Annotated in this window: 25 protein-coding genes and 1 pseudogene; 10 read left to right on the top strand and 16 right to left on the bottom strand. The window is 67.5% G+C overall.

What is annotated here, in order from left to right:
- Positions 1 to 21 precede the first annotated feature (21 nt).
- The 5 genes from AC10V3_RS25010 to gtdA (AC10V3_RS24990) all read right to left on the bottom strand — a co-directional run bounded on the left by AC10V3_RS25010 (position 22) and on the right by gtdA (AC10V3_RS24990) (position 5,238).
- Positions 22 to 1,362, bottom strand: coding sequence for an MFS transporter (locus AC10V3_RS25010; RefSeq protein WP_022538103.1), 1,341 nt, complete (start codon positions 1,360 to 1,362; stop codon positions 22 to 24).
- 114 nt (positions 1,363 to 1,476) lie between these two features.
- Positions 1,477 to 2,691, bottom strand: coding sequence for a 3-hydroxybenzoate 6-monooxygenase (locus AC10V3_RS25005; protein WP_022538102.1), 1,215 nt, complete (start codon positions 2,689 to 2,691; stop codon positions 1,477 to 1,479).
- A gap of 27 nt (positions 2,692 to 2,718) precedes the next feature.
- Positions 2,719 to 3,360 carry a maleylacetoacetate isomerase gene (maiA, locus tag AC10V3_RS25000; RefSeq protein ID WP_022538101.1) on the bottom strand — a complete coding sequence of 214 codons (642 nt, stop codon included), beginning with the start codon at positions 3,358 to 3,360 and terminating at the stop codon, positions 2,719 to 2,721.
- 36 nt (positions 3,361 to 3,396) lie between these two features.
- Positions 3,397 to 4,095 carry a fumarylacetoacetate hydrolase family protein gene (locus AC10V3_RS24995; RefSeq protein WP_022538100.1) on the bottom strand — a complete coding sequence of 233 codons (699 nt, stop codon included), beginning with the start codon at positions 4,093 to 4,095 and terminating at the stop codon, positions 3,397 to 3,399.
- 96 nt (positions 4,096 to 4,191) lie between these two features.
- Positions 4,192 to 5,238: a gentisate 1,2-dioxygenase gene (gene gtdA / locus AC10V3_RS24990; protein WP_022538099.1), complete on the bottom strand. Its 1,047-nt coding sequence runs from the start codon at positions 5,236 to 5,238 to the stop codon at positions 4,192 to 4,194.
- A 153-nt stretch (positions 5,239 to 5,391) separates the two neighbouring features.
- On the opposite strand from gtdA (AC10V3_RS24990), the gene AC10V3_RS24985 reads away from it, so the two are divergent.
- Positions 5,392 to 6,330 (top strand): LysR family transcriptional regulator, encoded by a 939-nt coding sequence (locus AC10V3_RS24985; protein WP_022538098.1) that lies wholly within the window; start codon positions 5,392 to 5,394, stop codon positions 6,328 to 6,330.
- A gap of 9 nt (positions 6,331 to 6,339) precedes the next feature.
- Here AC10V3_RS24985 and AC10V3_RS24980 read toward each other — a convergent pair.
- Positions 6,340 to 6,490, bottom strand: a pseudogene (locus AC10V3_RS24980) (porin); the annotation flags it as partial.
- Between the two features lie 61 nt (positions 6,491 to 6,551).
- Positions 6,552 to 7,892, bottom strand: a complete 1,341-nt coding sequence (locus AC10V3_RS24975) for a serine hydrolase domain-containing protein (RefSeq protein ID WP_022538096.1) — start codon at positions 7,890 to 7,892, stop codon at positions 6,552 to 6,554.
- Positions 7,893 to 8,182: 290 nt separating this feature from the next.
- Between AC10V3_RS24975 and AC10V3_RS24970 the strand changes: the two genes are divergently transcribed.
- The 4 genes from AC10V3_RS24970 to AC10V3_RS24955 all read left to right on the top strand — a co-directional run bounded on the left by AC10V3_RS24970 (position 8,183) and on the right by AC10V3_RS24955 (position 10,785).
- Positions 8,183 to 8,371, top strand: coding sequence for a YjfB family protein (locus tag AC10V3_RS24970; RefSeq protein WP_022538095.1), 189 nt, complete (start codon positions 8,183 to 8,185; stop codon positions 8,369 to 8,371).
- Positions 8,372 to 8,480: 109 nt separating this feature from the next.
- A complete protein-coding gene (locus AC10V3_RS24965; protein ID WP_051369951.1) occupies positions 8,481 to 9,386 on the top strand; it encodes a YihY/virulence factor BrkB family protein in 906 nt (301 codons plus the stop codon).
- A 43-nt stretch (positions 9,387 to 9,429) separates the two neighbouring features.
- The gene (locus tag AC10V3_RS24960; protein WP_349606096.1) at positions 9,430 to 9,693 is read left to right on the top strand and encodes a hypothetical protein; all 264 of its coding nucleotides are present in this window, start codon (positions 9,430 to 9,432) and stop codon (positions 9,691 to 9,693) included.
- A gap of 54 nt (positions 9,694 to 9,747) precedes the next feature.
- Positions 9,748 to 10,785 carry a LacI family DNA-binding transcriptional regulator gene (locus AC10V3_RS24955; protein WP_022538092.1) on the top strand — a complete coding sequence of 346 codons (1,038 nt, stop codon included), beginning with the start codon at positions 9,748 to 9,750 and terminating at the stop codon, positions 10,783 to 10,785.
- Here the strand turns inward: AC10V3_RS24955 and AC10V3_RS24950 are convergent.
- The 3 genes from AC10V3_RS24950 to AC10V3_RS24940 are packed head-to-tail and all read right to left on the bottom strand — an operon-like array spanning position 10,782 to position 14,324.
- Positions 10,782 to 11,489 carry a sulfite exporter TauE/SafE family protein gene (locus tag AC10V3_RS24950; RefSeq protein ID WP_022538091.1) on the bottom strand — a complete coding sequence of 236 codons (708 nt, stop codon included), beginning with the start codon at positions 11,487 to 11,489 and terminating at the stop codon, positions 10,782 to 10,784. The genes AC10V3_RS24955 and AC10V3_RS24950 overlap by 4 nt on opposite strands.
- A gap of 2 nt (positions 11,490 to 11,491) precedes the next feature.
- Entirely contained in the window at positions 11,492 to 12,955 is a 1,464-nt protein-coding gene (locus AC10V3_RS24945; RefSeq protein ID WP_022538090.1) for an amidohydrolase family protein, read from the bottom strand.
- Positions 12,956 to 12,974: 19 nt separating this feature from the next.
- On the bottom strand, positions 12,975 to 14,324 hold the full coding sequence (locus AC10V3_RS24940; protein ID WP_349606094.1) for a uracil-xanthine permease family protein: 1,350 nt from the start codon (positions 14,322 to 14,324) through the stop codon (positions 12,975 to 12,977).
- 301 nt (positions 14,325 to 14,625) lie between these two features.
- Here AC10V3_RS24940 and sorA point away from each other — a divergent pair, with 301 nt between their 5' ends.
- From sorA to AC10V3_RS24920, 4 genes are all read left to right on the top strand, one after another.
- Positions 14,626 to 15,888, top strand: coding sequence for a SorA family sulfite dehydrogenase catalytic subunit (gene sorA, locus AC10V3_RS24935; protein ID WP_490924116.1), 1,263 nt, complete (start codon positions 14,626 to 14,628; stop codon positions 15,886 to 15,888).
- A 10-nt stretch (positions 15,889 to 15,898) separates the two neighbouring features.
- Positions 15,899 to 16,558, top strand: a complete 660-nt coding sequence (sorB, locus tag AC10V3_RS24930) for a SorB family sulfite dehydrogenase c-type cytochrome subunit (protein ID WP_490924115.1) — start codon at positions 15,899 to 15,901, stop codon at positions 16,556 to 16,558.
- A 103-nt stretch (positions 16,559 to 16,661) separates the two neighbouring features.
- A complete protein-coding gene (locus tag AC10V3_RS24925; RefSeq protein WP_022538086.1) occupies positions 16,662 to 17,060 on the top strand; it encodes an ArsR/SmtB family transcription factor in 399 nt (132 codons plus the stop codon).
- On the top strand, positions 17,020 to 17,514 hold the full coding sequence (locus tag AC10V3_RS24920) for an SRPBCC family protein (protein WP_022538085.1): 495 nt from the start codon (positions 17,020 to 17,022) through the stop codon (positions 17,512 to 17,514). Before AC10V3_RS24925 ends, AC10V3_RS24920 begins: the two co-directional genes overlap by 41 nt.
- A gap of 42 nt (positions 17,515 to 17,556) precedes the next feature.
- Here AC10V3_RS24920 and AC10V3_RS24915 read toward each other — a convergent pair whose 3' ends face one another.
- Positions 17,557 to 18,393: a universal stress protein gene (locus AC10V3_RS24915; RefSeq protein ID WP_022538084.1), complete on the bottom strand. Its 837-nt coding sequence runs from the start codon at positions 18,391 to 18,393 to the stop codon at positions 17,557 to 17,559.
- Between the two features lie 318 nt (positions 18,394 to 18,711).
- On the opposite strand from AC10V3_RS24915, the gene AC10V3_RS24910 reads away from it, so the two are divergent.
- Positions 18,712 to 19,269, top strand: a complete 558-nt coding sequence (locus AC10V3_RS24910) for an RrF2 family transcriptional regulator (protein ID WP_022538083.1) — start codon at positions 18,712 to 18,714, stop codon at positions 19,267 to 19,269.
- Positions 19,270 to 19,359: 90 nt separating this feature from the next.
- Here AC10V3_RS24910 and AC10V3_RS24905 read toward each other — a convergent pair whose 3' ends face one another.
- The 5 genes from AC10V3_RS24905 to AC10V3_RS24885 form a co-directional block, all read right to left on the bottom strand.
- On the bottom strand, positions 19,360 to 20,877 hold the full coding sequence (locus tag AC10V3_RS24905) for a fumarate hydratase (protein ID WP_490924114.1): 1,518 nt from the start codon (positions 20,875 to 20,877) through the stop codon (positions 19,360 to 19,362).
- A gap of 15 nt (positions 20,878 to 20,892) precedes the next feature.
- A complete protein-coding gene (gene gtdA, locus AC10V3_RS24900; RefSeq protein WP_022538081.1) occupies positions 20,893 to 21,936 on the bottom strand; it encodes a gentisate 1,2-dioxygenase in 1,044 nt (347 codons plus the stop codon).
- Positions 21,937 to 21,959: 23 nt separating this feature from the next.
- Positions 21,960 to 22,595 carry a maleylacetoacetate isomerase gene (gene maiA, locus AC10V3_RS24895; RefSeq protein ID WP_022538080.1) on the bottom strand — a complete coding sequence of 212 codons (636 nt, stop codon included), beginning with the start codon at positions 22,593 to 22,595 and terminating at the stop codon, positions 21,960 to 21,962.
- 13 nt (positions 22,596 to 22,608) lie between these two features.
- Positions 22,609 to 23,307 (bottom strand): fumarylacetoacetate hydrolase family protein, encoded by a 699-nt coding sequence (locus AC10V3_RS24890; RefSeq protein WP_022538079.1) that lies wholly within the window; start codon positions 23,305 to 23,307, stop codon positions 22,609 to 22,611.
- Between the two features lie 99 nt (positions 23,308 to 23,406).
- A complete protein-coding gene (locus tag AC10V3_RS24885) occupies positions 23,407 to 24,606 on the bottom strand; it encodes a 3-hydroxybenzoate 6-monooxygenase (RefSeq protein ID WP_022538078.1) in 1,200 nt (399 codons plus the stop codon).
- Between the last annotated feature and the right edge of the window lie 33 nt (positions 24,607 to 24,639).

Raw genomic sequence — 24,639 nt, 5'->3', positions numbered from 1 at the left:
GGATAGGAAGCCAACCAACCTTCAAACCGCCAGCGTTCCAACCACCCTCTCACGCCGTACCACCCCCAGCGAGAACATCGACAACGCGGCGACCAGTGCAGGCACGCCGATCAGCGCGAACAACGCCGGCATCCCCAGCCCCATCGACAGCATCGTCGCCCCGCCAACCGATCCGACCACCGATCCGATCCGGCCAACGCCGTTGGCCCAACTCACGCCGGTAGCACGGCAATCGGTCGGATAGAAGCTGGCGGACAGCGCATTGCCACCCACTTGCGATCCCGAGATGCAGAAACCTGCAAAGAACACCGCGATGCCTGCCGCAACCGGATCGGTCGCAACGCTTCCCACCGCCGCGACGCATACCGCAGCCAACGAATAGCTCGACGCCAGCACATAGTGCGGATTGAACCGATCCATCAGCCAGCCCAGCACAATCGCCCCCACCGTCCCGCCAACCTGGAACATCGTGGTCACCAGCGCCGCGGTCCGCATCGACTGGCCGGTCCCGCGCAGCAACGTGGGCAGCCAGCTCGACAGCAGGTAGATCACCAGCAAGCTCATGAAGAACGTCAGCCAGAACAGCAGCGTGCCGCGCAGCAGTTCGGGGCGGAACAGGTGCCGCACCGGCGAACTGGCGGTGCGCTGTTCACCCACCGAGAACGTAGCATCCCGCAGATCCTCCTTCGGCGCGATCCGCTGCAGCGTGGCCACGATCCGGTCCCGCGACTTGCCCTTGAGCACCAGATAGCGCACTGACTCCGGCAGCAGCCACACCAGAAGGACAACCAGCGCCAGTGGCAGCACACCACCCACCACAAGCACCGAGCGCCAGCCGAACGCTTCGATCAGCCCGGCCGAAGCAAGGCCGCCAAAAGCCGAACCCAGCGTAAAGCCGCAGAACATGGTCGTGACGAGGAAGGAACGGCGCTTGTCCGGGCAGAACTCGGACGTCAGCGTGATCGCGTTGGGCATCGCGCCACCCAGGCCGAGCCCCGTCAGGAAGCGCAGCAGCACCAGCGTCCACAGGTCATGGGACCACGCCGAAGCCAAACTGGCCGCGCCGAAGAACAACACCGACAGCACCAGCACGCTCTTGCGACCAAAGCGGTCGGCCAGCGGGCCGAACAGGAACGCGCCGACCATCAGGCCGCCGAGCCCGGCGCCGAACAAAGGTGCGAGCTGCGCCGGCGTGAGCTGCCATTCCGCACGGATGGCAGGTGCGATAAAGCCGATCGCGGCGGTATCGAAGCCATCGACAGCCACGATCAGGAAGCACAGTACGACGATAGTCACCTGGAACGCCGACAGCGGCTGGCGGTCGATGAACGCGGTGACGTTCAGGGGTTGGCTGGCAGGCATGGTGTCTCCTCCTTGTTGCCAGGGATTAGGGGCGAGTCACGGCCGGCGGCTCCATAGGCCGCCGGTTCGCTATCGGGATTTACGGTGAGAGAAAAGAAACCCGCCGTCAGCGGACTAGAGCCACGGCGTCTGACTGAGGCACTTCTCGGCGCGCCAGCCGTGCAGCCACTGCAGCGCGTCGTAGAACTGGGCCTGCGTGCGGCCGGTCCACAGGCTGTTGCGCACCAGGCGGTCGACGCCCTTGGCGTGATAGACCCGGCCCATGTCGCGCGCGGCGTACAGCACGCGTGCGGTGCGCGGGATGCGTGCCTGCTCGTAAAGCTTGAACGCCGCTTCGAAATCACCGCCCGCCGCCTTCACCGCTTCGCCCAGCGTGACCGCATCTTCCAGTGCCTGGCAGGCGCCCTGCGCCACGTACTGCGTCATCGGGTGCGCGGCGTCGCCCAGGATGGTGGCGCGGCCGAAGCTCCAGCGCTCCACGGGGTCGCGGTCGGCGGTGGCCCAGCGCTTCCAGGAGGTCGGGCGGTCCAGCATCTGGTGCGGCAGCGGGTGGATGCCTTCGAAGTACGACAGCACTTCTGCCTTGCTGCCGTCGCGCACGCCCCAGGTTTCCTGTTCGCGGCTGTGGAAGGTCACCACCAGGTTGTACTGCTGGCCGCCGCGCAGCGGGTAGTGGACCAGGTGGCAGTGCGGGCCGGCCCATACCACCGGTGCGTTGACCTGCAGGTCCTGCGGCATGTTGGCGACGTCGACCACGGCGCGGTAAACCACATGGCCGGTGACGCGGGGCTCATCGCCGATCAGCGCCTGGCGGATGGCGGACTTGACGCCGTCGCAGCCGATCACCGCATCGCCACGGTGGTGCTCGCCGTGCTGGTCGATCACGGTCACGCCCTTGTCGTCCTGCAGCAGCTGCTCGACGCGCGTGCTGGTGCGGAAGGTGATCAGCGGGTGGTCCTGCACCGCCTCCAGGATCGACAGGTGGATATCGGCGCGATGGATCACCGCATACGGATTGCCGAAACGCTCGCGGTAGGCCTGCCCCACGTCGACGCGGGCGATCTCGCTGGTGTCGATGGCATCGCGCAGGCTGAGGTAGTCGGTAAAGACCGCGCGGCTGCGTGCGGCCTCGCCCACGCCGAGCGCATCGAGCGCGGCAAAGGCGTTGGCGGCGAGCTGGATGCCGGCGCCGATCTCGCCGATCTGTTCGGCCTGCTCCAGCAGTTCGATGCGGATGCCCTGGCGTGCGAGCGCCAGCGCCGCGGCCAGGCCGCCGATGCCGCCGCCGATGATGAGGACCTTGCCGGTCGCGTTGTTGGTACTGCTCATGTCTTGTCTCCTGGCCTGCGCGATGCGTCAGGCGGTGTAGTCAGGCTGGCGTCCAGGCGCCGCCTGGGCAAAGGCGGGATGGGCGCTGGCGTGGGCGTAGACCGCCATCGCGCGCTCGTAGCGACCGAGGTCGCAGCCCATGCGCAGCGCATTGGCTACCTGCGGCACCAGCGTGACGTCGGCCAGCGTGGGCGCATCACCGAAGCACCACCTGCCATGCCCGTGCAGCGCCAGCAGGCGCTCCACGCCGGCCATGCCTTCATCGATCCAGTGGCGGTACCAGGCGTCCTTCTGCTCGGGCGTGACCTTCAGCACATCCTGCAGGTAGCGCAGCACGCGCAGGTTGTTGACGGGGTGGATATCGCACCCGATCAGCGTGGCCAGTTCCAGCACCCGCGCACGCTGTACCGGGTCTTGCGGGAGCAGGCGCGGCTCGGGATGGCGGGCGTCCAGGTAGTCGATGATCGCGAACGACTGCCCGAGCGTAAAACTGCCATCCACCAGCGCGGGCACGGACGCGGACGGGTTAATGCCGTCGACATACTCCGGCTCGTGGTGCTGGCCGGTGCGGATATTGACCGGCAGGTAGTCGTACGGCAGGCCTTTGAGGGCCAGCGCGATGCGCACCCGGTAGGACGTCGAGCTGTTGAAGAAACTATAGAGCTGCATGATCGGTAATGCCTGTGTGCTGCAATTCACGCGGGTTCAGACTACGCGCACGGTCAACTCGCCGAGGCCATCGACGCCCGTGACCATGGTCTCGCCGGCCTTGACCGCGCCCACGCCTTCCGGCGTGCCGGTGAAGATCACATCGCCCGGCTCCAGGCGGAAGAACTGTGACAGGTAGGCCACCGTCTCCGCCACCGACCAGATCAGGTGCGACACGTCGCTGCGTTGTTTGGTCTCGCCATTGACGGTCAGCCAGATGCCGGCCTGTTGCGGGTGGCCGATCTCGCTGGCGCGGTGGATCGGGGCGACCGGCGCCGAGGCATCGAAGGCCTTGCCGATTTCCCAGGGGCGGCCCATTTCGCGCATCTTCATCTGCAGGTCGCGGCGGGTCATATCGAGGCCGACGGCATAGCCCCAGACGTGTTCGAGTGCCTGTTCGACGGGGATATCCGAACCGGCCTTGCCGATGACTGCCACCAGCTCGGCCTCGTAGTGGTAGTTCTGCGTCTGCGCCGGATACGGCAGGTCCAGCGTGGTGCCGGCCTGCACCGGGACGATCGCGTCGGCCGGCTTGCAGAAGAAGAACGGCGGCTCGCGGTCGGGATCGAAACCCATCTCGCGGGCATGGGCGGCGTAGTTGCGGCCCACGCAGTAGACGCGGCGCACGGCGAACTGGTCGTCGCTGCCGGCAACGGGAATGGAAACGATGGCGGAGGGCGTGAAGACGTAGGACATGGTTCGGAGTTTCCGGAAATCGTCAGGTATGCGGGAGGCCTCCGGCGGTGCGCGCAGGCACCGCCCGGGGCAGATCGGACCAGGGTTGCGGGATGCTCAGGTGCGCGCTTCGCGCAGCAGGTTCATCGCGGACAGCACGGGCCGGTCGGAATAGCTGAACAGCACCGCGTCTTCCAGCGCCCCCAGCTGCACCGGCGCCCACGACGGGGCGACGAAAACATCGCGCGGCTCGAACTGGAACTGCGCGTCGCCAATGCGGACCGTGCCGCGCCCTTCCACCACGCAGTACACGGTGGCATCGGTGCTGCGGTAGGTCTTGCCCTGGAAGCCCGCGGGCAGGTACTGCATGAAGGTGGCGATGGTGGGCATCGGCCAGCCACCGGTGGCCGGGTTGATATAGCGCAGCTTGACACCGTCCCACGCATCCAGCTCGCCGTTGCGGTAGAGCTGGTCCAGCGCCACGCGCGAGCGCTCGTACGGGTAGCTGAAGATCGGCGACGTGGGATCGGTCACGCGGTGCCGCACCGGCACCATGTTGTGCCCGAAGCGGGCAAAGCTGTCGCCCTCGGCGCGGGTCACGGGCTGCTGGGCTTCCGGGTAGTTCTCGGCAAACCCGGCATCGAACTGCTGCACCAGCGGGATATCCAGCCCGTCCAGCCATACCACCGGCTCGCCACCGTCCTCGACGGCCGGGTTGCCATGGTCATGCCAGGTCCACGACGGCGTGATGATGAAGTCGCCGGGATGCATGGTGGTGCGCTCACCGTTCACGGCGGTCCAGGCGCCTTTGCCTTCGACGATAAAGCGCAACGCCGACTGGGTATGGCGGTGGCTGGGCGCCACCTCGCCCGGCAGGATCAGTTGCAGGCCGGCGTAGAGCGTGGAGGTGATGCTCGACTTGCCGGGGATGCCAGGGTTCTCCAGCACCAGCACGCGGCGTACAGCTTCCTCGGCGCTGATGACGCTGCCCGCCTGCATCACCAGCGGGCGGATCTGCGCGTACTTCCAGATGGCGGGAACGATCTGCGGCCGCGGTTGCGGCGGCACCAGCGCGTGCAGCGACTCCCACAACGGGGTCATGTGGCTGCGGCCGATGTGTTCGTAATAGGCCACGCGGGCCGGATCAGGGGTGTGCTCGGACATGCTGTCTCCGTAACTTTGTGCAGGGCTTTGGGAGCGCTCTTGTGGGTGCGTCGTCATCGCTCGCACCGTGTTGTTGTCGTTATACGCCCGGCCCTATAAGATTTGAAATGAACTTTTCATCTTATCGATACGATTTTTTATATAGGTAGCCCCATGGACTGGACCCAGAGATTGCGGCTGCGCAACCTGCAGATGCTGCTGAGCCTGGCCGAGACCGGCAACATGAGCCAGTCGGCGGCCATGCTGAATACGACCCAGCCGGGCCTTTCCAAATGGCTGAAGGACCTGGAGGACGATATCGGGCTGCCGCTGTTCGAACGCCAGGCGCGCGGGCTGCGGCCCACGCCCTACGGGGAGTCGCTGATCGAGCACGCGCGCCGGATCGAGGCGCAGCTCGATTCCGCACGCGACGATCTGCAGGCCATGCGCGATGGCGGCAGCGGGCTGGTGGTGGTGGGCACATCCGGGGCCTCGGCGGCCGATACGGTGCCGTTGGCTGCCCTGCAACTGCTGCAGCAGATGCCGCGCGCCAGCATGCGGCTGGTGGAAACCACCATGGACCGGCTGATGAACCAGCTGGCGCGCAGCGAACTCGATATCGTGGTGGGTCGCTCCGCTCCAGAGTTGCAGGGCGCGCATATGCGCACGGAATCGCTCTACATGGAGCCGATCCACTTTGTCGCGCGGCCGCGCCATCCGCTGCTGCAGGGTGGGCGCATTGGCTGGGACGACCTGTACCGCTACCGCTGGGTGGTATGGCCGCGCGGTACGCCGATCCGCAATGCGCTGGAAGGTGCGCTGGTCAGCGCCGAACGCGCGCTGCCCGCCGACTGCGTGGAAAGCAATTCCACCGTCCTGAATCTCACGCTGTTCAACAACAGCGACATGATCGGCCTGGCTTCGCACCGCACCGCGCGCCGGCTGGAGGAAATGGGCGCGCTGCGCATCGTGCCGCTGCGGCTGGCGGGCTTTGGCTCGGTGTCGATGTACTGGCGCGAGGACGGGTTGTCGCGCGCGGCGGTGGTGGCGATGCTGGAGTGCTTGCGGCGGGCGGCCGGGGCGCAGCAAACCCCGGCCGAGTTTCCGGCGTAGACGCGGTGCTCAGAAGCGGTGGCGGATGCCGACGGCTACCGCCGTCATGCTGCGATGGCCGCTGCCGAGGAAATACCCGTTGGCGAGGCTGACGGCTGAAGTGTCGAAATTGATGCCGGCGTGCTGCACGTAGGCCATGGTCATGGTAGACATCGGTGCGAACCAGCGGTCATGCGGAAGCGAGAGAAATCGCGAAGGGAATGCCGGCGCTGCCGGCCGGCTCAGCGGCTGACCGCGCGGTGGATTGCCAGTGCCGCGGCCACCATGGCTTCGGCTGACTCCAGCGCGCGCGACGGATCGTCGCGCTTGCGCACGCCGGCGGCGCTGGTCGCGCGCGCGGCGCTGTCCGGGCTAGCGGAGAATTTCACTACCGTCAGCGCCTTGGCCGGATTGATGTAGATCTTTTGGCCGAAGCGCCCGCTGGCCTCGATGCTGCCGTCGCCGTCGTTGCGCTGGAACCAGTAGTTGCGATAGCCATAGCCATCGCGGCCCGGCGCGGTATTGCCTCGCGCAACGCGGGCCTGGTTGCCGGCCGGCTGCAGCGCGATGCGCACGGCGCCGGGCGAGATCCCGCCCGAGGCATCGCCCGCCGCCGCCCTGCGCACCGCCTCGGCAAAGCGCGCGGCGTCACGCAGCGTGGAATTCAGCCCGCCGCTGGCCATCTCCGTGCCCTGGCGATCCACGCTGGTATAGGCGTCATCCTCGGCAAAACGCGACCACAGCCGGTCGGTGACCAGTTGCGCCCAGCTCTTGCCGGTGATGCGGCGCATGGCCCAGGCCACCGCTTCGGGCGAGCCGTTCTGGTAGTACCAGACCCCGCCGTCGCCGGTGCCGCTGGTCGCGTGCACGACCTTGAGGAAGTCATAGATGTTGTCCGGCGCATCCGCCTTGCGCGGCACGATGCCCACTGCGCCGAACAGGCCCAGGTCCGGCGGCAGTGCTTCCGGATAGCCCACCGGCACCTCCATGTCCAGGTTCTGCTGTACCGTGGCCTCGCCGAACGGGTTGTCCGCCAGCTCCGGCACATACTGCGCCAGCCGCGCCTGCGGGTCGAGCTTGCCCTCCTCGATCAGCATCGCGGCCAGCAGCCCGGTCACCGACTTGGTCATCGAGGCCCAGATATGCGGCTGGTACGGGCCAAAGCCTGCCAGGTAGCGCTCATACACGATCCGCCCCCGGTGCAGCACGATAAAGCCGTCGGTATGGGTATCGCGCAGGTAGTCGGCCAGCCGGACCGTGTTACCCGCTACGGCGAACGTGGCGCCGTCCAGTTCGGTGCCCTGCTGTCCCGCCAGCGCCGTTGGCTGGCTGGCATGCCGGATGCCCGCCGTCGGAGACATCTCGCGCGCGTGGCTCAGCGCCCAGCGCATGAAAGGCGGGCGCAGGCCGTTGCCGCGGCTGACCTGCTTGTCGGATGGCGGCGGAAAGCCCTGCATGATGCCCTCCCCGGCCGCGGCGTCCTGCGCCAGCGACACGCCCGCCGGCACCGCCAGCAGCACCGCGGCCAGCCATGCCCGACCCAGCCCGAACCCCGTCCTGCGCGATGGCGAATGCGCTCGCATGCTGTCTCCTGTCTTGTTGCGGCGTCCGCACGCATGGTCCGGCGCCGCTGTTTGCCTGGTTGCAGGCCTGGGTGATACAGGCTGCGGGCGCCATATTGACGGAGGCAAGGCATGACCACAATGACGTATTCGGCATGGCGCCATAACCCGTTGGAATGTCCTCCGCGCCCGCGGCGCTCAAGGTTGGGCGGCCGTGGCCGTCATTGGGAACTGGCGGCGGCTCCGTCCCGACCGCCGGCCGGCGGCGCTCCCGCCGTGTCTTTCCCAACCTTCAACGAGGAACCCCCTTCATGGAAATTTCCAACGTCACCGCCGGCCTGGCGGGCGATCCGGGCGCCGATCCGGTGGCCCTGCTGATGCTGCGCAAGTCGCTGGACATGCAGGCACAGGGCGTGGCTGCACTGCTGCAGGCCATGCCCCAGCCGGTTGCGGCCAGCAACCCGCCGCACCTGGGCCAGACCATCGACATCAAGGTCTGACTTCACGCGGTGGGAACCGCCGCGGCGCGGGCGCTGCCGGCACCACAGGCCGGACACATGGGCGCCCGCCGACGCATAATGTCGGCACCTGCCCTCTCCGGTGTCCGCCATGCAGCTTCTCGACGCCCGCGTCCGCGACCTGCTCCGTCATCCGGGGCGCTTCGTGTGGCGCACGCTGGTGCAGTTCCGTGCTAACCAGGGCCTGCTGCTGGCCGGCGCAGTGGCCTACTACGCGCTGCTGTCGATCGTGCCCTTGCTGATCTTGATGGTGATCGCGCTGTCGCATGTGATCGACCCTCGACTGCTGCTGTCGACGCTGGCGCGCTACCTGGAGTGGGTAGTGCCGGGTCAGTCCAAGGCGCTGGTGCCTGAACTTGCGGCGTTCCTGCGCAACCGCGCCACGGTGGGCTGGGTGCTGCTCGGCACGATGCTGTTCTTCAGCTCCCTGGCGTTCACGGTGCTGGAGAACGCCATGTCGGTGATCTTCGTCCATCGCGTGGCGATCCGACGCCGGCATTTCCTGGTCTCGGCGGTGCTGCCCTACTGCTATATCGCGGTGCTGAGCGTGGGGCTGCTGCTGGTGACGCTGGTATCGGGTGGACTGATCGCCATTGGCGAACGGCATGTGGAAGTGATGGGCCATGACTGGTCGCTCGACCGGCTTTCGACCACCCTGCTCTACCTGCTTGGCTTCCTGGGCGAGGTCCTGATGCTGACGTCGATCTACATGGTGATGCCGGTGGGCCGGCTGTCGCTGTGGCATGCGCTGTGCGGCGCGGTGCTGGCCGCGGTGCTGTGGGAGATCTCGCGCCATGTGCTGGTGTGGTACTTCACCACGCTGTCCCAGGTGGGGCGGGTCTATGGCTCGCTGACCACCGCGATCGTGGTGCTGCTGAGCCTGGAGATCGCGGCGACGCTGCTGTTGCTGGGCGCGCAGGTGATCGCGGAGTTCGAGCGCAGCGGCTGGGAGCGGCCACCTTCCTCGGATGCCCCCACTGGCGAGTTCCATACCTGACGCCTGCCGCTTCGGGCCAGTGCAGACTGCCATGCAGGCGCGAATGGAATCGGCTCCCGCGGCATCGAAGGCGCCGATGAAGACCAGCGCGGATTCGCCAGCTTCGCCGTGCGGCAGCGGCCGCACCATCTCGCCGACAAGCGGGCGCCGGATCGAGCAGCCCGATCTGCGCCGCTGCGGCCGCTATGGCATCGCGCGCATGGCCGCGCGCTCGCTGTCGCCCGCACTGGAAACGTTCTACGCCTTTACGCGGGAGCACTGGAAAGAACTGTCGTCAGCGCCCGCCGGCAACGGCGCGCGACGCTGACCAGCGCGCAGCCGCTGTTGTATCCTCCGCCCTGACCCCTAGCTCAAACCCGGCATGCCCGACTCCAAGCCAGACCGCCCCCGCCGCCTCACCATCCATGACGTCGCCCGCGCCGCCGGCGTGTCGCTGACCACGGTCTCGCACGCGCTGAACGACCGCGGCGTGCTGGACCCGGCCACGCGCGCGCGGGTCAAGCGCATTGCAGCGGAGTTGGGCTACCGCCCCAGCGTGCGCGCACAGCGGCTGCAGTCGGGCCGCGCCAACTGCATCGCGCTGCTGTCGTCGATGCCGTTCGCGGTGGCGGGTGGCACCTCGCGGCTGGGGTTCATGATGGAAGTGGCGGCGATCGCGGCGGAAGCGGCGATGGGCCGTGGGCTGGGCGTGGTGCTTGTGCCGCCGCTGGAGGGCGCGGGCGGATTGCTGGATACGCTCGATATCGACGGCGCCATCGTGATCGAGCCAATCGCCGGCGACCCGCATATCGCACGGCTGCGCGAACGCGGTGTCAGCATCGTGTCGATCGGGCGCGAGCCGCTGACCGATGCGCCGGTGCCCTGCGTCGACCTGCAATCGGCCGAGACCGCCCGCCTGCTGCTGGAGCACCTGCATGGCCACGGCCGCCGGCATATCGGCCTGATGATAGGCGCTGCACCGCGCCAGTCGTACGTGGAAACCGAGCGCGCCTATCGCGAGTTCACGCAGGCGGCCGGGCTGCCCTGCCATATCGTCAAGGCGCCCGAGGAGCGCGGCGAGGCCGCCGGTGCCGATGCCTGCGCGCAATTGCTGGCACTAATGCCGCAGCTGGATGCACTGTGCGCGCCGGTGGATGCGTTTGCCGTGGGCGCGATGACCTACCTGCAAGGCCTGGGCAAGTGCGTGCCCGACGACGTGCTGCTGGTGACGCGCTACGACGGCATCCGCGCCCGCGGCGCACAGCCGCCGATCACCGCGGTCAACCTGCATCTGGAGCGTGTGGCGTCGCTGGCGGTCGAGTTGCTGTTCGCCCATCTTTCCGGCGACCGCAGCCGCACGGTGATCGCAGGGCCCGCCCCAGAGCTGGTGGTGCGGGCCTCGTCCACGCCCAGCGCTTAGCCGCGCAGCAGCACCACCGCACCCGACACCAGCGCGAACACCAGCACGCCGATGCGCAGCATGCGCTGGTTGATGCGCCGGTGCACCAGGTGGCTGGCCACCATGCCCACGCCCAGCACCGGCAGCAGGCCGACGGCATAGAGCACCTGCTCCATGCCGAGCTTGCCACTTAGCGCCAGCACCACCAGCGAGATGACCTCACCCACCAGGAAGCACAGCGCCACGGTCGCGCGCAGCGTGGCCACGGGCGCGTGCTGGTAGGCCAGCGCCAGCGGCGGCCCGCCCACGCCGGTGGCGGTCTCGGTGACGCCGGTGATGAGTCCGGTCGAGGCGAACGTCAGCCGCCCCGGCGTAAAGGCCGGCGCCAGCAGCGACGCCAGCGCGGCCGCAATGGTGCTGCCGCCCACCAGCGCGTTGAGCCACGCCATCGGCATCGCCACCAGCACCCACAGCCCGCCGAAGGTGCCGGCCAGCCGTCCGGCGCTGATCCAGCCCGCACCGCGCAAGTCGATGGCGTGGCGCTCGCGCCAGGCCACGTAGGCGTTCAGCGGCAGCATTGCCAGCAGCAAGGCGCCCGGCAGCATCGCCGGCGCGGCCAGCGCCAGCACCGGCACCACGATCAGCGCGAAGCCCATGCCGGTCGCGCCCTGGATCAGCGCGCCGGTGAAGACCGCCACGCCGACACTGAACCACGTCATGTCCATCGTCAGGCTTCCGTGTTGGTGGGCGCAGCGCTGGTCGCATGGCGCGCGCGGTGGATGTCGGCGGCTTCATGCAGCTTGCGGATCGGCGCGTTGGCGACGGTGTCCTCGGCCATCGCATGGATGGCCCGCATCAGCGCGCGGGCATCCCAGTCGGTGGGCCAGCCCTGCCACAGGCGCAGGCTGCCATCGACAAAGACTGCGCGGATCTGGTCGCGGTTGGCCAGCCGCACCAGTTCCCAGGTCAGGTCCCAGGATGGCGCCAGTTCCGGCACGTCCAGGTCGACCAGCAAGAAGTCAGCGCGCTTGCCTGTAGCGATCTCGCCGGTCAGCGCACCCAGGCCCGCGACATCGGCCGCGTCATGCGTGGCCATGTCGACCCAGCGCCAGCCCGCGCCGCACGACGAATCGCCCACGCCGATGCCGAAAGCGAAGCGCTGCGCGGCCTCGGCATAGTCGAGCAGGCGGAAGCCGTCGCTGCGGGTGCCGTCGGTGCCCAGGCCAAGGCGCACGCCAAAGGTGGCCATGGTTTCCGCCGGCGCCACGGCATTGCCCTTCCAGGCGCTGGCGACGGGGTTGTAGGCCACTGCCGCGCCGCTATCGGCGAGCAGCCGGATTTCATGCGGCGTCACCAGCGTGGCATGGGCCAGCAGCGCCGCGGGGCCAAGCGCGCCCACCGCCGCCAGGTGTTCGATCGGGCGCCGGCCGCAGGCGTTGAGCGAGCGCTCCACCGCCACCAGATGCTCGTTGGCGTGCGTCTGGAAGATGCGGCCGGACTCCGCGCAGAGCTGGTAGACGTGGTGCAGCATCGCGTCGGAAGCGACCTCCGGGATCGAGATCGCCAGCGACGGCGCCACCAGCGGATCGCTCGCGTACTTGTCCACGTGCGCGGCAGCGCGGCGCAGGATCGGCGCGGCGTCAAGCGTCTCGGCGCCGGGCTTGTCGTTGCAGATCAGGCCCAGCACGCAGCGCACGCCGGCATCGGTGACCGCGCGGGCCACGGCGTCCAGCCCCGCGTCGCTGCGCGTGCCGGCATCGACCACGGTGGTAAAGCCGCCGCGCAGCGCCTCCAGCGCCGCCAGCTTGGACGACAGGTACAGGTGCTCCGCCTTCAGGCTGCCCTCCAGCGGCACCCATACGCGCCGGAAGATCTCGGACGGCTCGCCGAACACCAGCGACTTGCCGAACGACTGGGTCAGGTGGTGGTGCGTGTCGATCATGCCGGGCATCAGCAGCATGCGCGGCAGCGGCAAGGTTTCCAGCTCCGGGAAGCGCGCCGTGATTTCGTCAGCCTTGCCCACGGCCGTGAAGCAGCCGCCCTCCACCACCACCGCGTGCCCGCGTACCGCGCCCTGGCGCAGCAGCGTCCATTCCGGCAGCAGGATGCGCGGTTGCGCGAACAGGTCCGGCTGCAGCGCCGGGGTGTTGTCGCCGGGCCAGGCCGGCGCGTATGCATTGCGTTCAGTCATTGCGATTCAGGAAACGGGATCAGTGCGTGGCGGCGGCATCGTCGCCGACCGCCGCGGCCGGTGCCGCGGCACGCAGTCCCGTGTGGAAGAACAGGAAGTTGAGCAGGGCCGCGGTAATGGCCCCCATCGCCACGCCGTTGCCCACCAGGATGCGCAGGTTTGCCGGCAACCCGCCGTAGATGCCCGGCACCAGGATCGGCAGCAGGCCCACGGCCAGCGCCACGGCCACGACGTACATGTTGGCGTGGTGGCGCAGGTCGACCTTGCGCAGCATGTCGATGCCCATGGTGCCGACGATGCAGAACACCACCAGCCCGGTGCCGCCGACCACCGCCTCGGGGATCGCGCTGATCAGCGACGACACCGGCACCAGCAGGCCAAAGACCACCAGGATCGCGCCCGACACCGCGGTGACAAAGCGCGAGCGCACGCCGGTGGCCCGCACGATGCCAATGTTCTCGCCGCTGGTGATGATCAGCGAGGTGCCAAACATGCCGCCCAGCAGCGAGGTCAGCGCATCGGCGCGGATGGTGCGCGGCACGTCGCGCTGCTGGTCCACCGGCCGGCCCACTGCATCGCTGATTGCCAGCGTCTGCCCGGTGGCCTCCACCATCGAGATCACGGCAAACACCATCAGCGGGATCGCAGCCACCACATCGAAGTGCGGCATGCCGAACGGGAACGGCGTGGGCAGCGCCAGCACCGGCGTCATCGACACATGGCCGACGTGGAACGCGCCGACCAACGCGGCTACCAATGCCCCGCCCAGCAAGCCGAGCAGGATCGCCAGTTGCGCCAGCATGCCGGTCAGCAGCCGCGATGCGGCCACCGTGCAGGCGATGGTGGCAAAGGCCAGCAACAGGTTGACCGGATCGACCGTGGCGCCGGCGGCAGGGTGCCCCGCAACCAGCCGGCCCGACACCTGCGCCAGGTTGATCGCCACCAGCAGCAGCATCGTCCCCACCACCACCGGCGGGAAATAGCGCAAGCAGCGCCGGAACACCGGCAACACGCAGAAGTAGAAGACGCCGGTCAGGATCACCGCGCCGGCCGCGGTCTGCACGTCGGTCTGCTGCGCGATCAGGATGAACAGCACGATCGGCGCGCCGCCGGGCAGCATCACGAACGGCAGCCTTGCGCCGATGCCGCGCTTGCCCAGCGACTGCAGCAGCGTGCCGAGGCCGCAGATCACAAAGGTGGCGCTGAGCAACTGCACCGCCAGCGCCGGCGGAAAGTTGAGCGCCTTGCTCATCAGGAACACGGACGCGATCGGCGACGCGGCCATGACCAGGACATGTTGAAGGCCGAAGACGAACAGGCGCCGCCATGGCAGCAGTTCATCCACCGGCGCGGGGGCGGCGTGGGACATGCAGTTGCTCCTCGTTTTGGTGTGTCGGGCGTTGTGCGGCTGGGTTTCAGGCCGGCCGCTGCGTCTGTGCGCAATTCGCCTCAGATATTATCGATTTCCGCTAACAAAAACGTTTTGGTAAGTGTAGGGAAACGGATTCTGCGATGCAAGCGGATTCTTCAGGGCGTTTACCGCGGACTTCCCTATATCGATTGAATCGATAAGCTCTAGCAGGAAAAGCCGTTTCACAAGTTGACGCGCCGGCAGCAAAGTTAGCGCCACAACGCATTGCGCACGCCCAACGCGCCAAGGAGACGCCCCCATGCGAGACAAGAACAACCACGCCGACCCTGACGGCGCTTCCCGGCTGCTGTCCGACCGCCGCCGCTTCGTCCGCAACGCCGGCTTGCTGGCGCTGGGCGCCACGCCGCTCGGCGCGCTCGCCGCCAAGACCGCCGACGGCGTCACACTCGCCGACGGCCCGCGCCCGCTGGTGCGCTACCCCGGCAAACGCCCGCTGGTGCGCGTCAGCACCCGCCCGCCGCATCTGGAAACGCCCTTCTCCACCTTCAATGAAGGCCCGATCACCGCCAACGATGCGTTCTTCGTGCGCTACCACCTGGCCAACATCCCGCTGTCGGTAGATCTGGCCACCTTCCGCCTGAGCGTGGGAGGGCATGTCAACAAGCCGCTGCGGCTGTCGCTGGAAGCGCTCAAGAAACTTGGCGAGCCGGTCGAAGTGGTTGCAGTGAACCAGTGCTCGGGCAACAGCCGCGGCTTCTCCGAGCCACGCGTGTTCGGCGCACAGCTGGCCAATGGCGCGATGGGCAATGCGCGCTGGACCGGCGTGCCGCTGCGCAAGGTGCTGGAGCATGCCGGCGTCAAGGCCGGCGCCAAGGTAGTCACCTTCAACGGCATGGATACGCCGGTGCTGCCGAGCACGCCGGACTTCCGCAAGTCGCTCGATATCGCCCATGCGATGAACGGCGAGCCGCTGCTGGCGTGGGGCATGAACGGCGAAGACCTGCCGCTGCTCAACGGCTATCCGCTCAAGCTGGTGGTGCCGGGATACTTCGGCACCTACTGGATCAAGCACCTGTCCGAGATCGAGGTGCTGGACCACCCCTTCGAAGGCCATGACGCCTTCTTCATGACCAAGGGCTACCGCGTGCCGGACAACGACTGCCAGTGCGTGGCGCCGGGCACCCCCGCCACCAAGACGCGGCCGATTTCGACGCTGGCGGTGCGCAGCTTTATCACCAGCGTGGGCCCGGACGGCGTGCTGCCCGCGGGGCGCACCGTAGAACTGAAGGGCATCGCCTTCGACGGCGGCTCGGGCATTCGCACCGTGGAAGTCTCGGTCGACGGCGGCCTTCACTGGCAGGCTGCCACGCTCGGCCAGGACCTGGGGCGCTTCTCGTTCCGTGCGTGGCAGCTGCCGGTGAAATTCGCCCGCAAGGGCCCGGCGGTGCTGATGGTGCGCGCAACCAGCAACAACGGCGAAACCCAGCCGGCCAAGGCCAGCTGGAACCCCGCCGGCTACCGCCGCAATGTCATCGAAGCCACACCGGTCACCATCGCCTGAGGAGCGCGCCATGAAAGCAACCATCGCCCCCGCGCTGCTGGCGCTCGCGCTGCTCGGCGCCGGCCACGCCTGCGCGGCACCGCAGGACATCAAGCTGCCAGCGGAGAACGTCAGGCTCAAACCCGCCAAGCTTCCGGGCTACGGCGTCGCCATGCAGAAATGCGCGATCTGCCATTCGGCCGACTACGTCTCCTACCAGCCGCCCGGCTTGAGCCTGGCGCAGTGGACCGCCGAGATGAAGAAGATGCAGCAGGCGTACGGCGCACCGATCGACGATGCCGAGGTCGAGCAGCTCGGCGCCTACCTGGCCGTGGCGTATGGCTCGGCCAAGGCGAAGGATCCGGAGATCGTGGCGATCGCACAGAAGGCCGCCAAGCCGGCCGCGCCGGCTTCCGCGCCGGCGGCCGCCTCGGCCGCCGCGGTCGACGTGCAAGGCCTGCTCGCCAAGAATGCCTGCCTCAGCTGCCACAGCGTGACGCAGAAGGTCGTGGGCCCGGCGTACCACGAGGTTGCCGTGCGCTACAAGCAAGACGCACAGGCCCAGGCAAAGCTGGAAGCCAGCATTCGCGGCGGCAGCAGCGGCAAATGGGGTGCGGTACCGATGCCGCCGTTTGCCAGCCTGAAACCGGACGAAGTGCGCGCGCTGGCAGCATACGTTCGCCAGCAATAGGCCCGCCCCGCCCCCTTGCTCGCCTGACAGCGCCCCGGCTTATCCCCGGGGCGCTGCGCATTTAAGTCTTGCAAGTCGCGCCGCCCTCCCTATACTTAGCCACATGGCTAACCATTACGCCGAGCTTGCCACCGTTCCCGAGCTGTCCGACGTGTTCTACGCGCTGGCGGATCCCACCCGCCGCGCCATCGTCACCGTGCTCGGGCGCGGGCCGGAAACGGTCTCGGCGCTGGCGGCCCCGTTCGCGATGGCGCTGCCCTCGTTCATGAAGCACCTGCAGGTGCTGGAGCGCAGCGGGCTGATCCGCTCGCGCAAGACGGGGCGCGTGCGCACCTGCGAGCTGGTACCGCAGCCGCTCACCGACGCGCAGCAATGGCTGGCCGATCAACGCGCGCTATGGGAAGCCAGGACGGATCGCATGGCCGCCTTTGTCGAAGCGCTCCACCAGGAGGAACTGTCTGATGCCGAACCCGGAAGCAAACCAAAACGCCGCCAGCCCTGAGAGCCAGGACCTGGTGATTTCGCGCCTGATCAAGGCCCCGCGCGCCAAGGTCTGGCGCGCCTGGAGCGATCCGCAGCTGCTCAAGGAATGGTGGTGCCCCAAACCCTGGACCACCGAGGTGCGTGCCTTCGACATGCGGCCCGGCGGCGCATTCCATACCTTCATGAAAGGCCCCGACGGCGGCACCAGCGACAACCCGGGCTGCTTCCTGGAAATCGTACCGATGGAGAAGATCGTCTCCACGTCGGCGCTGGTGGCGGGCTATCGGCCGGCTACGCCGTGGCTGTCGATGACCGCAGTCATCTCCATGGCTGACGAAGGTGACGGCACGCGCTACATCGCCCGCGTCATGCATCCGGACGAGGCCACGCGCAAGCAGCATGAGGAGCTGGGTTTCTACGAGGGCTGGAATACCTGCATTACGCAGCTGGAGGAGTTTGCGTCGCAGCTGTAGTCCGAGTTCTTATGGATCAGATGTGGGCCGCCGCCGCACCCCTCAGTGCGAGAACAGCACCGGCACCGTCATCGACTGCAATACCACCCTGGTCACGCCGCCGAGCACCAGCTCGCGCAGCCGGCCGTGCCCGTAGGCGCCCATCACGATCAGGTCGGCACCGAAGTCCGCCGCGCGCGACAGGATCAGCTCGCCGATGGCCAGATCGGCGCCGCCGGGGCCGTGCTCCACCTCCACCGCCGCGCCCTGCCGTTCCAGCACGCGCACCGCGTGGCTGACCGGCGTGGCATCGGGGCGCGGCTCCCTGGCCACGGTTTGGGCGCTCAGCACGCGCGCCCGCGCGCCGGCCAGCAGCGGCAGCGCGTCATGCAGCGCGCGCGCGGCCTCGCGGCTGCCGTTCCATGCCACCAGCACGCGCGTGCCGACGCTGGCGAACTCACCGGCGCACGGCACCACCAGCGTGGGCCGGCCGGTTTCGAGCACAAGCGCCTCCAGCAACTGCCGCGCGACCGGGCCTTCGGCGTTGTCGGCATCGTACTGGCCGGACACGATCAGGCCGGCCTCGCGCGCTTCGCGCAGCGCCAGCACGACCGGGTCGCGGTCGACCGTGCGCCACTCGCATGCGAGCGGCAGATCCGCGGTGGCGGCCTCGAACGCGCAGCGCATGTTCTCGCGCTGCAGCCGGCGGCGCTCCTGGTCTTCGGCCAGGCAGCGCTGGGCATTGTTCATGCGGTAGAACCAGGTGGGGTCGGGCACGCGCCCGGCGAGCAGGCCGATCAGCGCGCACTGGCTGGCGGCGGCGATACGCCCGGCCACGTGCAGGCGCTGCATGGCCTGCCTGTTCCCGTCGAGATGGACCAGGATGCTGTCGTACGCCATGATGTCCCCCGCTCCGGAATCGTTTGTTCCAGTCTAGGCCGCAGGGCGGCGCGGGGCTTGATGGCAGGCAAGTCCCGCGTACCCTCAGGGTGGATTGAACATCACCAGCTCCAGCCCGGCTCGGCGCTACCGCGCTGTCTCGTCGCTCCCGGCCCGCAACGCCCGCGTGATCAACCTGCTCAACGGCCCATTCGGCCACGCGGCGTTGGTCCGGCTATCGAAGCGCCGAACAATGGTGATCTAATCGCCTGAAGCCTTGCGGTCCGGGCCAGATTTGTATAGGCTTACAACTACGATATAAATAGTCTGAGTTAAAAAATGTCACACATCAGCACCGGCGTTGAGTACGGTCTGCACTGCCTGCTGTACTTGACGCGTTCGCAGGCCGCAGTGGACGAAGCCAGCGTGCGTGACCTTGCTGAGCTGCAGGGCATTCCCAACGACTTCCTCGCCAAGTTGTTCACCAAGTTGGCCAAGGCGGAACTCGTCGTGGCGACTGAAGGCATCAAGGGCGGGTTCAGGCTGGCCCGCGCCGCTGACCGCATTACTGTGCACGACGTGGTGGTAGCCATCGACGGCGACAAGCCTTTGTTTGACTGCCGCGAGATCCGCGGCCGCTGCGCGGTATTCGAGAGCGGTCCGCCGGCGTGGGCGACGCGCGGCGTATGCTCAATCCACGCTGTGATGCAGTCGGCGGAAAAGGCCATGCGTGCAGAACTCAAGCAGCACACGCTGGCTGACCTGGCCCATCGCACCATGGACAAGGCACCGGCCAGCTACGGCCCGCAGGTGGTTCAATGGTTGACCGATCGCGCAGCCAACCGACGCGGCGACAAGGCCGAACCCGCGCACGCAAAAACGCGCAAGCGTGCCTGAACTGCATCAGTTCTATCAACACAGAAGGGGCAAAGAGGGCGATCCACCAGGATCGCCCTTGCGCTCGAGCATGATCACGGCCGCGTCCGGTCAGGCCGCTGCGATACGCCACGCCTTGGGGCCGTGCTCATGGACATTGCCGCCCTTGGCATCCACGGCGACGACCACCGGAAAGTCTTCCACCTCGAACTCGTAGATGGCCTCCATGCCGAGATCGGCAAACGCCAGCACACGTGACGAACGGACGGCCTTCGAGATCAGGTAGGCAGCGCCACCGGTCGCAGCCAGATAGACGCAGCCGTTCTCGGCGATCGCTCGCACCGCGGCTGGTCCCCGCTCTGCCTTGCCGATCATGCCTAGCACACCGGTCGCCCCGAGCATGCGCCCCGTGAACTTGTCCATGCGCGTCGAGGTGGTAGGCCCGCAAGGGCCGACGACTTCATCACGCACGGGATCAACCGGGCCGACGTAATAGATCATGCGATTGCGGAAATCGACAGGCAGCGGCTCGCCACGCGCGAGCATGTCGTCGATGCGCTTGTGCGCCGCATCGCGCCCGGTCAGCATCCGGCCCGACAGCAACAGCGTTTCGCCGGCGCGCCACGTAGCCGTCTCCTCTCGCGTCAGCGTATTCAGATCGACGCGGCGGCTCGTGCTGCCGTCCGGCAGGGGCAGATCGGGCCAGAGATCGGGCGATGGCGGCGTCAACAGTGCCGGGCCGGTGCCGTCGAGCACGAAGCGCGCATGCCGCGTGGCCGCGCAATTCGGCACGATCGCCACGGGCATGCTGGCCGCATGCGTCGGATAGGTGGCGATCTTGACGTCGAGCACCGTAGTCAGTCCCCCCAGCCCCTGCGCGCCGATGCCTAGCGCATTGATGCGGTCATGGATGTCGATCCGCAGCGCCTCCACGGCGTTGGCCGGCCCGCGCGCCTTCAGCGCGAGCATGTCCAGCGGCTCGGTCAGGCTCTGCTTGGCCAGCAACATCGCCTTCTCTGCCGTACCGCCAACGCCGATGCCGAGCATCCCCGGCGGACACCAGCCGGCCCCCATCGTCGGCACGATGTCGACTACCCAGTCCGCCACCGAGTCGCTCGGCATCAGCACGGCGAACTTGCTCTTGTTCTCGCTGCCGCCGCCCTTGGCCATGACATCGACCGTCACCGTGTTGCCGGGCACGACTTCGACATGGACCACCGCGGGCGTGTTGTCACCGGTATTGCGGCGCGCGAACAGCGGGTCCTCGACGATGCTCGCGCGCAGCGTATTGTCCGGATCGAGATAGGCGCGGCGTACGCCGTCGTTGACCGCTTCGACGATCGACGCGGGAAAGCCGGCCAGCCGCACGTCGATGCCGACCTTCACGAACACGTTGACGATGCCCGTGTCCTGGCAGATCGGACGCCGGCCTTCCGCGCACATCCTGGAGTTGATCAGGATCTGCGCGATGGCCTGCTTCGCCGCGCCGCTGGCCTCGCGCGCGTAGGCTTGCGCGAGGTGCCCGATATAGTCGGCCGGATGATAGTGACTGATGAACTGAAGTGCCGCGGCAACGCTGTCGACGAGGTCATCATGCGAGATGACGGTGGGCGAGACGACGGTGGTCATGACGGTCACCCTGCCTCAAGAACGCTGCTCGCGGAACAGGCCGAGCTTCTCCTGCGCGACGCGATCCGAATAGGAGAACAGCACGAGGTCGTTGTTCGCATGGAGCGTATAGCGGCTCCAGCCCGGCACCACCACGATATCGTGCGGCGCAAGTTCGAGCCGCTTGTCACCGACCGTGATGTGGCCGCCGCCTTCCACGCAGACGAATACCGTGCTGTCGGTCGATCGGTATGGTGTGGTCGAGAAACCCGTGGGCAACAGCCGGATCATCGTGGCGAGGGTCGGCATCGCCCAGCCGCCGTCGACCGGATTCGTATAGCGCATCAGATGCCCTGCATTCGCGTCCGGATCACCCGCGCGGGTCAGGGCGAACAACGCCTCGCGGGTGCGTGCGTAGGGGTAGTTGAACACCGGAGAGTTGAGCGTCGACGCCGTATAGCCCACCGGCATCAGCCCCGTTCCGTAGCGTGCCAGCGCATCGCCGGCGGGACGCGTGATCGGCGCCTCCTCGGCGTCGAATTCCTCGCGGAAGCCACCATTGAAGAATGACACGATGGGAATGTCCAGCCCGTCGAGCCAGACCATCGGCGCGTCGCCTTCGTGGCCATGGTGGTGCCAGGTCCAGGCTGGCGTAATGACAAGATCGCCCGGCTCCATATACGACTTCTCGCCATCGACAGCCGTGAACGCGCGCGAGCCCTCGACGATGAAGCGAAACGCCGATTGCGTATGGCGGTGCGCCGGCGCGACCTCGCCCGGCAGGATCAGTTGCAGCCCCGCATACATCGTGTTGGTGATGCGCGAAGTGCCCGGCAGTCCGGGGTTCTCCATCAACAGCACGCGACGCTCGGCTTCTTCGGCCGAGATCAGCGTGGCGGATTCCATCAGATATGGCCTGGCCGTCTCGTAGGCCCAGCGATGAGCCACACCGGCCGGTGTTGGTTCGGCGGGGATCAGTTTGCGCAACCGCGTCCAGAGTGCGGCCATCGCGTGCGGTTCCAGCTCGTTGTAGAACGACTCGCGGCGCGCGAGCAGATCGGGGGTGGGAGAGTCGGTCATGACTGAGACTTCCTGAATCGATATCAATGGGCGACGTAGTCGGGTTGCGTGCTCGGCGCAGCCACCCGGAACGCTTCGTGGCGCATGCAGTGCTCGTAGACGCGGCGCACGCGCGGGTACGGATCCAGGCTGAATCCCGCACGCAACGCATTGGCGACCTGCGGCACCAGGCAGCAGTCAGCCAACGTGGGCGCATTGCCGACACACCAGCCGCCTTCCTCGGACAACCACGGCTCGAGCGCGCTGAAGCCAGCCGTGAGCCAGTGCGCGACCCACGCGGACTTGTCCGCATCGGCGATGCCAAGTGGTCCGGACAGGTACTTCTGCACGCGCATGTTGTTCAGCGGATGGATGTCGCAGGCAATCGTCAGCGCCATTTCCAGCACGCGCGTGCGCGCCAGCCCTTCCAGCGGGATCAGGCGCGGCTCGGGCCACTGGCGATCCAGGTGGTCGATGATTGCCAGGGATTGCGTGATCGCCTGCTCACCGTCGTGCAACGTCGGCACGAGCCGGTTGGGATTGAGCGCGCCGTACTCCGGGCGATGCTGCTCGCCGGCGCGCAGGTTCACGCCGACGTGGTCCCATGGAATGTTCTTCAGCGCCATGGCGATGCGCACCCGGTACGCCGCGGAGCTGTTGAAGAAGTTGTACAGTTCCATCGTTGTCGGCTCCTCAGGCCACGCGCACTTCGAGGTCGGTTAGGCCGGCGATGCCACCGCGCATCACCTCGCCGCTCCGCACCGGGCCGATGCCCTCGGGGGTGCCGGTGAAGATCAGGTCGCCGGGCTGCAGCTCGAAGAACTTCGACAGATTGGCGACGATCTCGGGCACGGACCAGATCAGCTTGTTGAGATCGCTGCGCTGGCGATCGTTGCCGTTGACCTGCAGCCAGATCGCGCCAGCGACCGGATGCCCGACCTCGGCGGCCGGATGCAGCGCCGAGATCGGCGCCGACTGGTCAAAGCTCTTGCCGAGTTCCCATGGCCGCCCCTTGTCGCGCGCGGCGATCTGCAGGTCACGGCGCGTCATGTCGATACCGACCGCGTACCCCCAGATATGGGAATTGGCCTGCTCGACCGGGATGTTGCGGCCCGCAGCACCGATCGCCACCACCAGTTCGATCTCAAAGTGAAACTGCTCGGTGGCGGGCGGATAGGCAATCTGCGCATGGCTCTCGGGACACGCGACGACGATTGCGTCGGTTGGCTTGCTGAAGAAGAACGGTGCCTCCCGGGCCGGGTCCATGCCCATCTCGCGTACATGCGCCGCGTAGTTGCGGCCCACGCAGTAGATCCGGCGCACAGGGAACTGTCCGTTGCCGCCGGCAACGGGAATCGTCACAGCGGGAACGGGAGGAATTACGAACGTCATGGGGACTCCAGTTTCGGATCTCGGCATCGAGATACCGCGTTTGAATCAGCTGCACCGATGGCGGTGCCGTATTGCAAAGGTTGGGGGCCAGCACCCCCTTCAGGCTGTCAGGCAGGTCTCGGCCTTCCAGCCGTAGAGCCACTCGAGCGCGTCATAGAAGCGGTCGGGCGAGCGCGACTTCCACAGCGAGTTGCGCACCAGGCGTTCCACGCCGGCCGCGTGACAGAGGCGGCCGAACTCACGCGTGGATAGCACGACGCGCGCGGTGCGCGTGATGCGCACATCCTGGTAGATCGAGAAGGCGCGCGGCAGATCGCCGTCACACGCGCGCACGGCGGCGCCGAGCGTTACCGCGTCCTCGACCGCCATGCAGGCGCCTTGCGCGAGGTACTGCAGCAGCGGGTGCGCGGCGTCGCCGAGGAGCGTCACGCGGCCGTAGCTCCATTGCCCGATCGGTTCGCGATCGGCGGTGGCCCAGCGGCGCCACGTGGGCGGAAGCGACAGCAACTGGTGTGGCCGGGCATCGATACCCTGGAAGTAGGACAACACCTCCTCCTGGCTGCCGTCGCTGACGCCCCAGGTTTCCTGTTGGCGGCTGTGGAACGTGACCACGAGGTTGTACTGCTCGCCGGCCCGCACCGGGTAGTGCACGACGTGGCAATTCGGCCCCACCCACAGGACCGGGGCATTCCATTTCATCTCATCCGGAAACTGCGCGGCGTCGATCACCGCGCGATAGACCACATGGCCGGACACGCGCGGCGCATCGCCGACCAGTTGCTGGCGGACCGCGGATTTCACACCGTCTGCGCCGATCAGCGCGCTGCCGTGGTAGCGATTGCCCTGCTCGTCGATCGCGGTGACGCTGTCGGCAGTCTGGCTGACCTCGACGATGCGCGTCGCGGTAACGAACTCGATCCGGTCGGTTTCACGCACGCCTTCGAGCAGGGAGTTGTGGACATCGGCCCGATGCGTGACGGCGTACGGATTGCCGAAGCGCTTGCGAAACGCCTCGCCGACCGGAATGTCGGCGATGGTCTTCCCGTCGATGGCATCGATCATCATCATGTGGTCGGTATAGACCGCATGGCTGCGCGTGCGCTCGCCGACGCCAAGCGCGTCGAATGCGGCGAACGCATTGGGGCCGAACTGCACGCCGGCACCAATCTCCCCGATCACGCTGGCCTGTTCCAGCACCTTCACATGACAGCCCTCGCGCGCCATCGCCAAGGCGGCGGCAAGTCCTCCGATTCCGCCGCCGACAACGAGTACGGGGGCAGACTGGCTGGTATTACGCATGACACTCCTTCGATTAAGACGCGCGATGGCATG

The sequence above is a fragment of the Cupriavidus sp. PB-02 genome (assembly GCF_058252315.1).
This window is presented reverse-complemented; position numbering and strand designations above follow the sequence as displayed.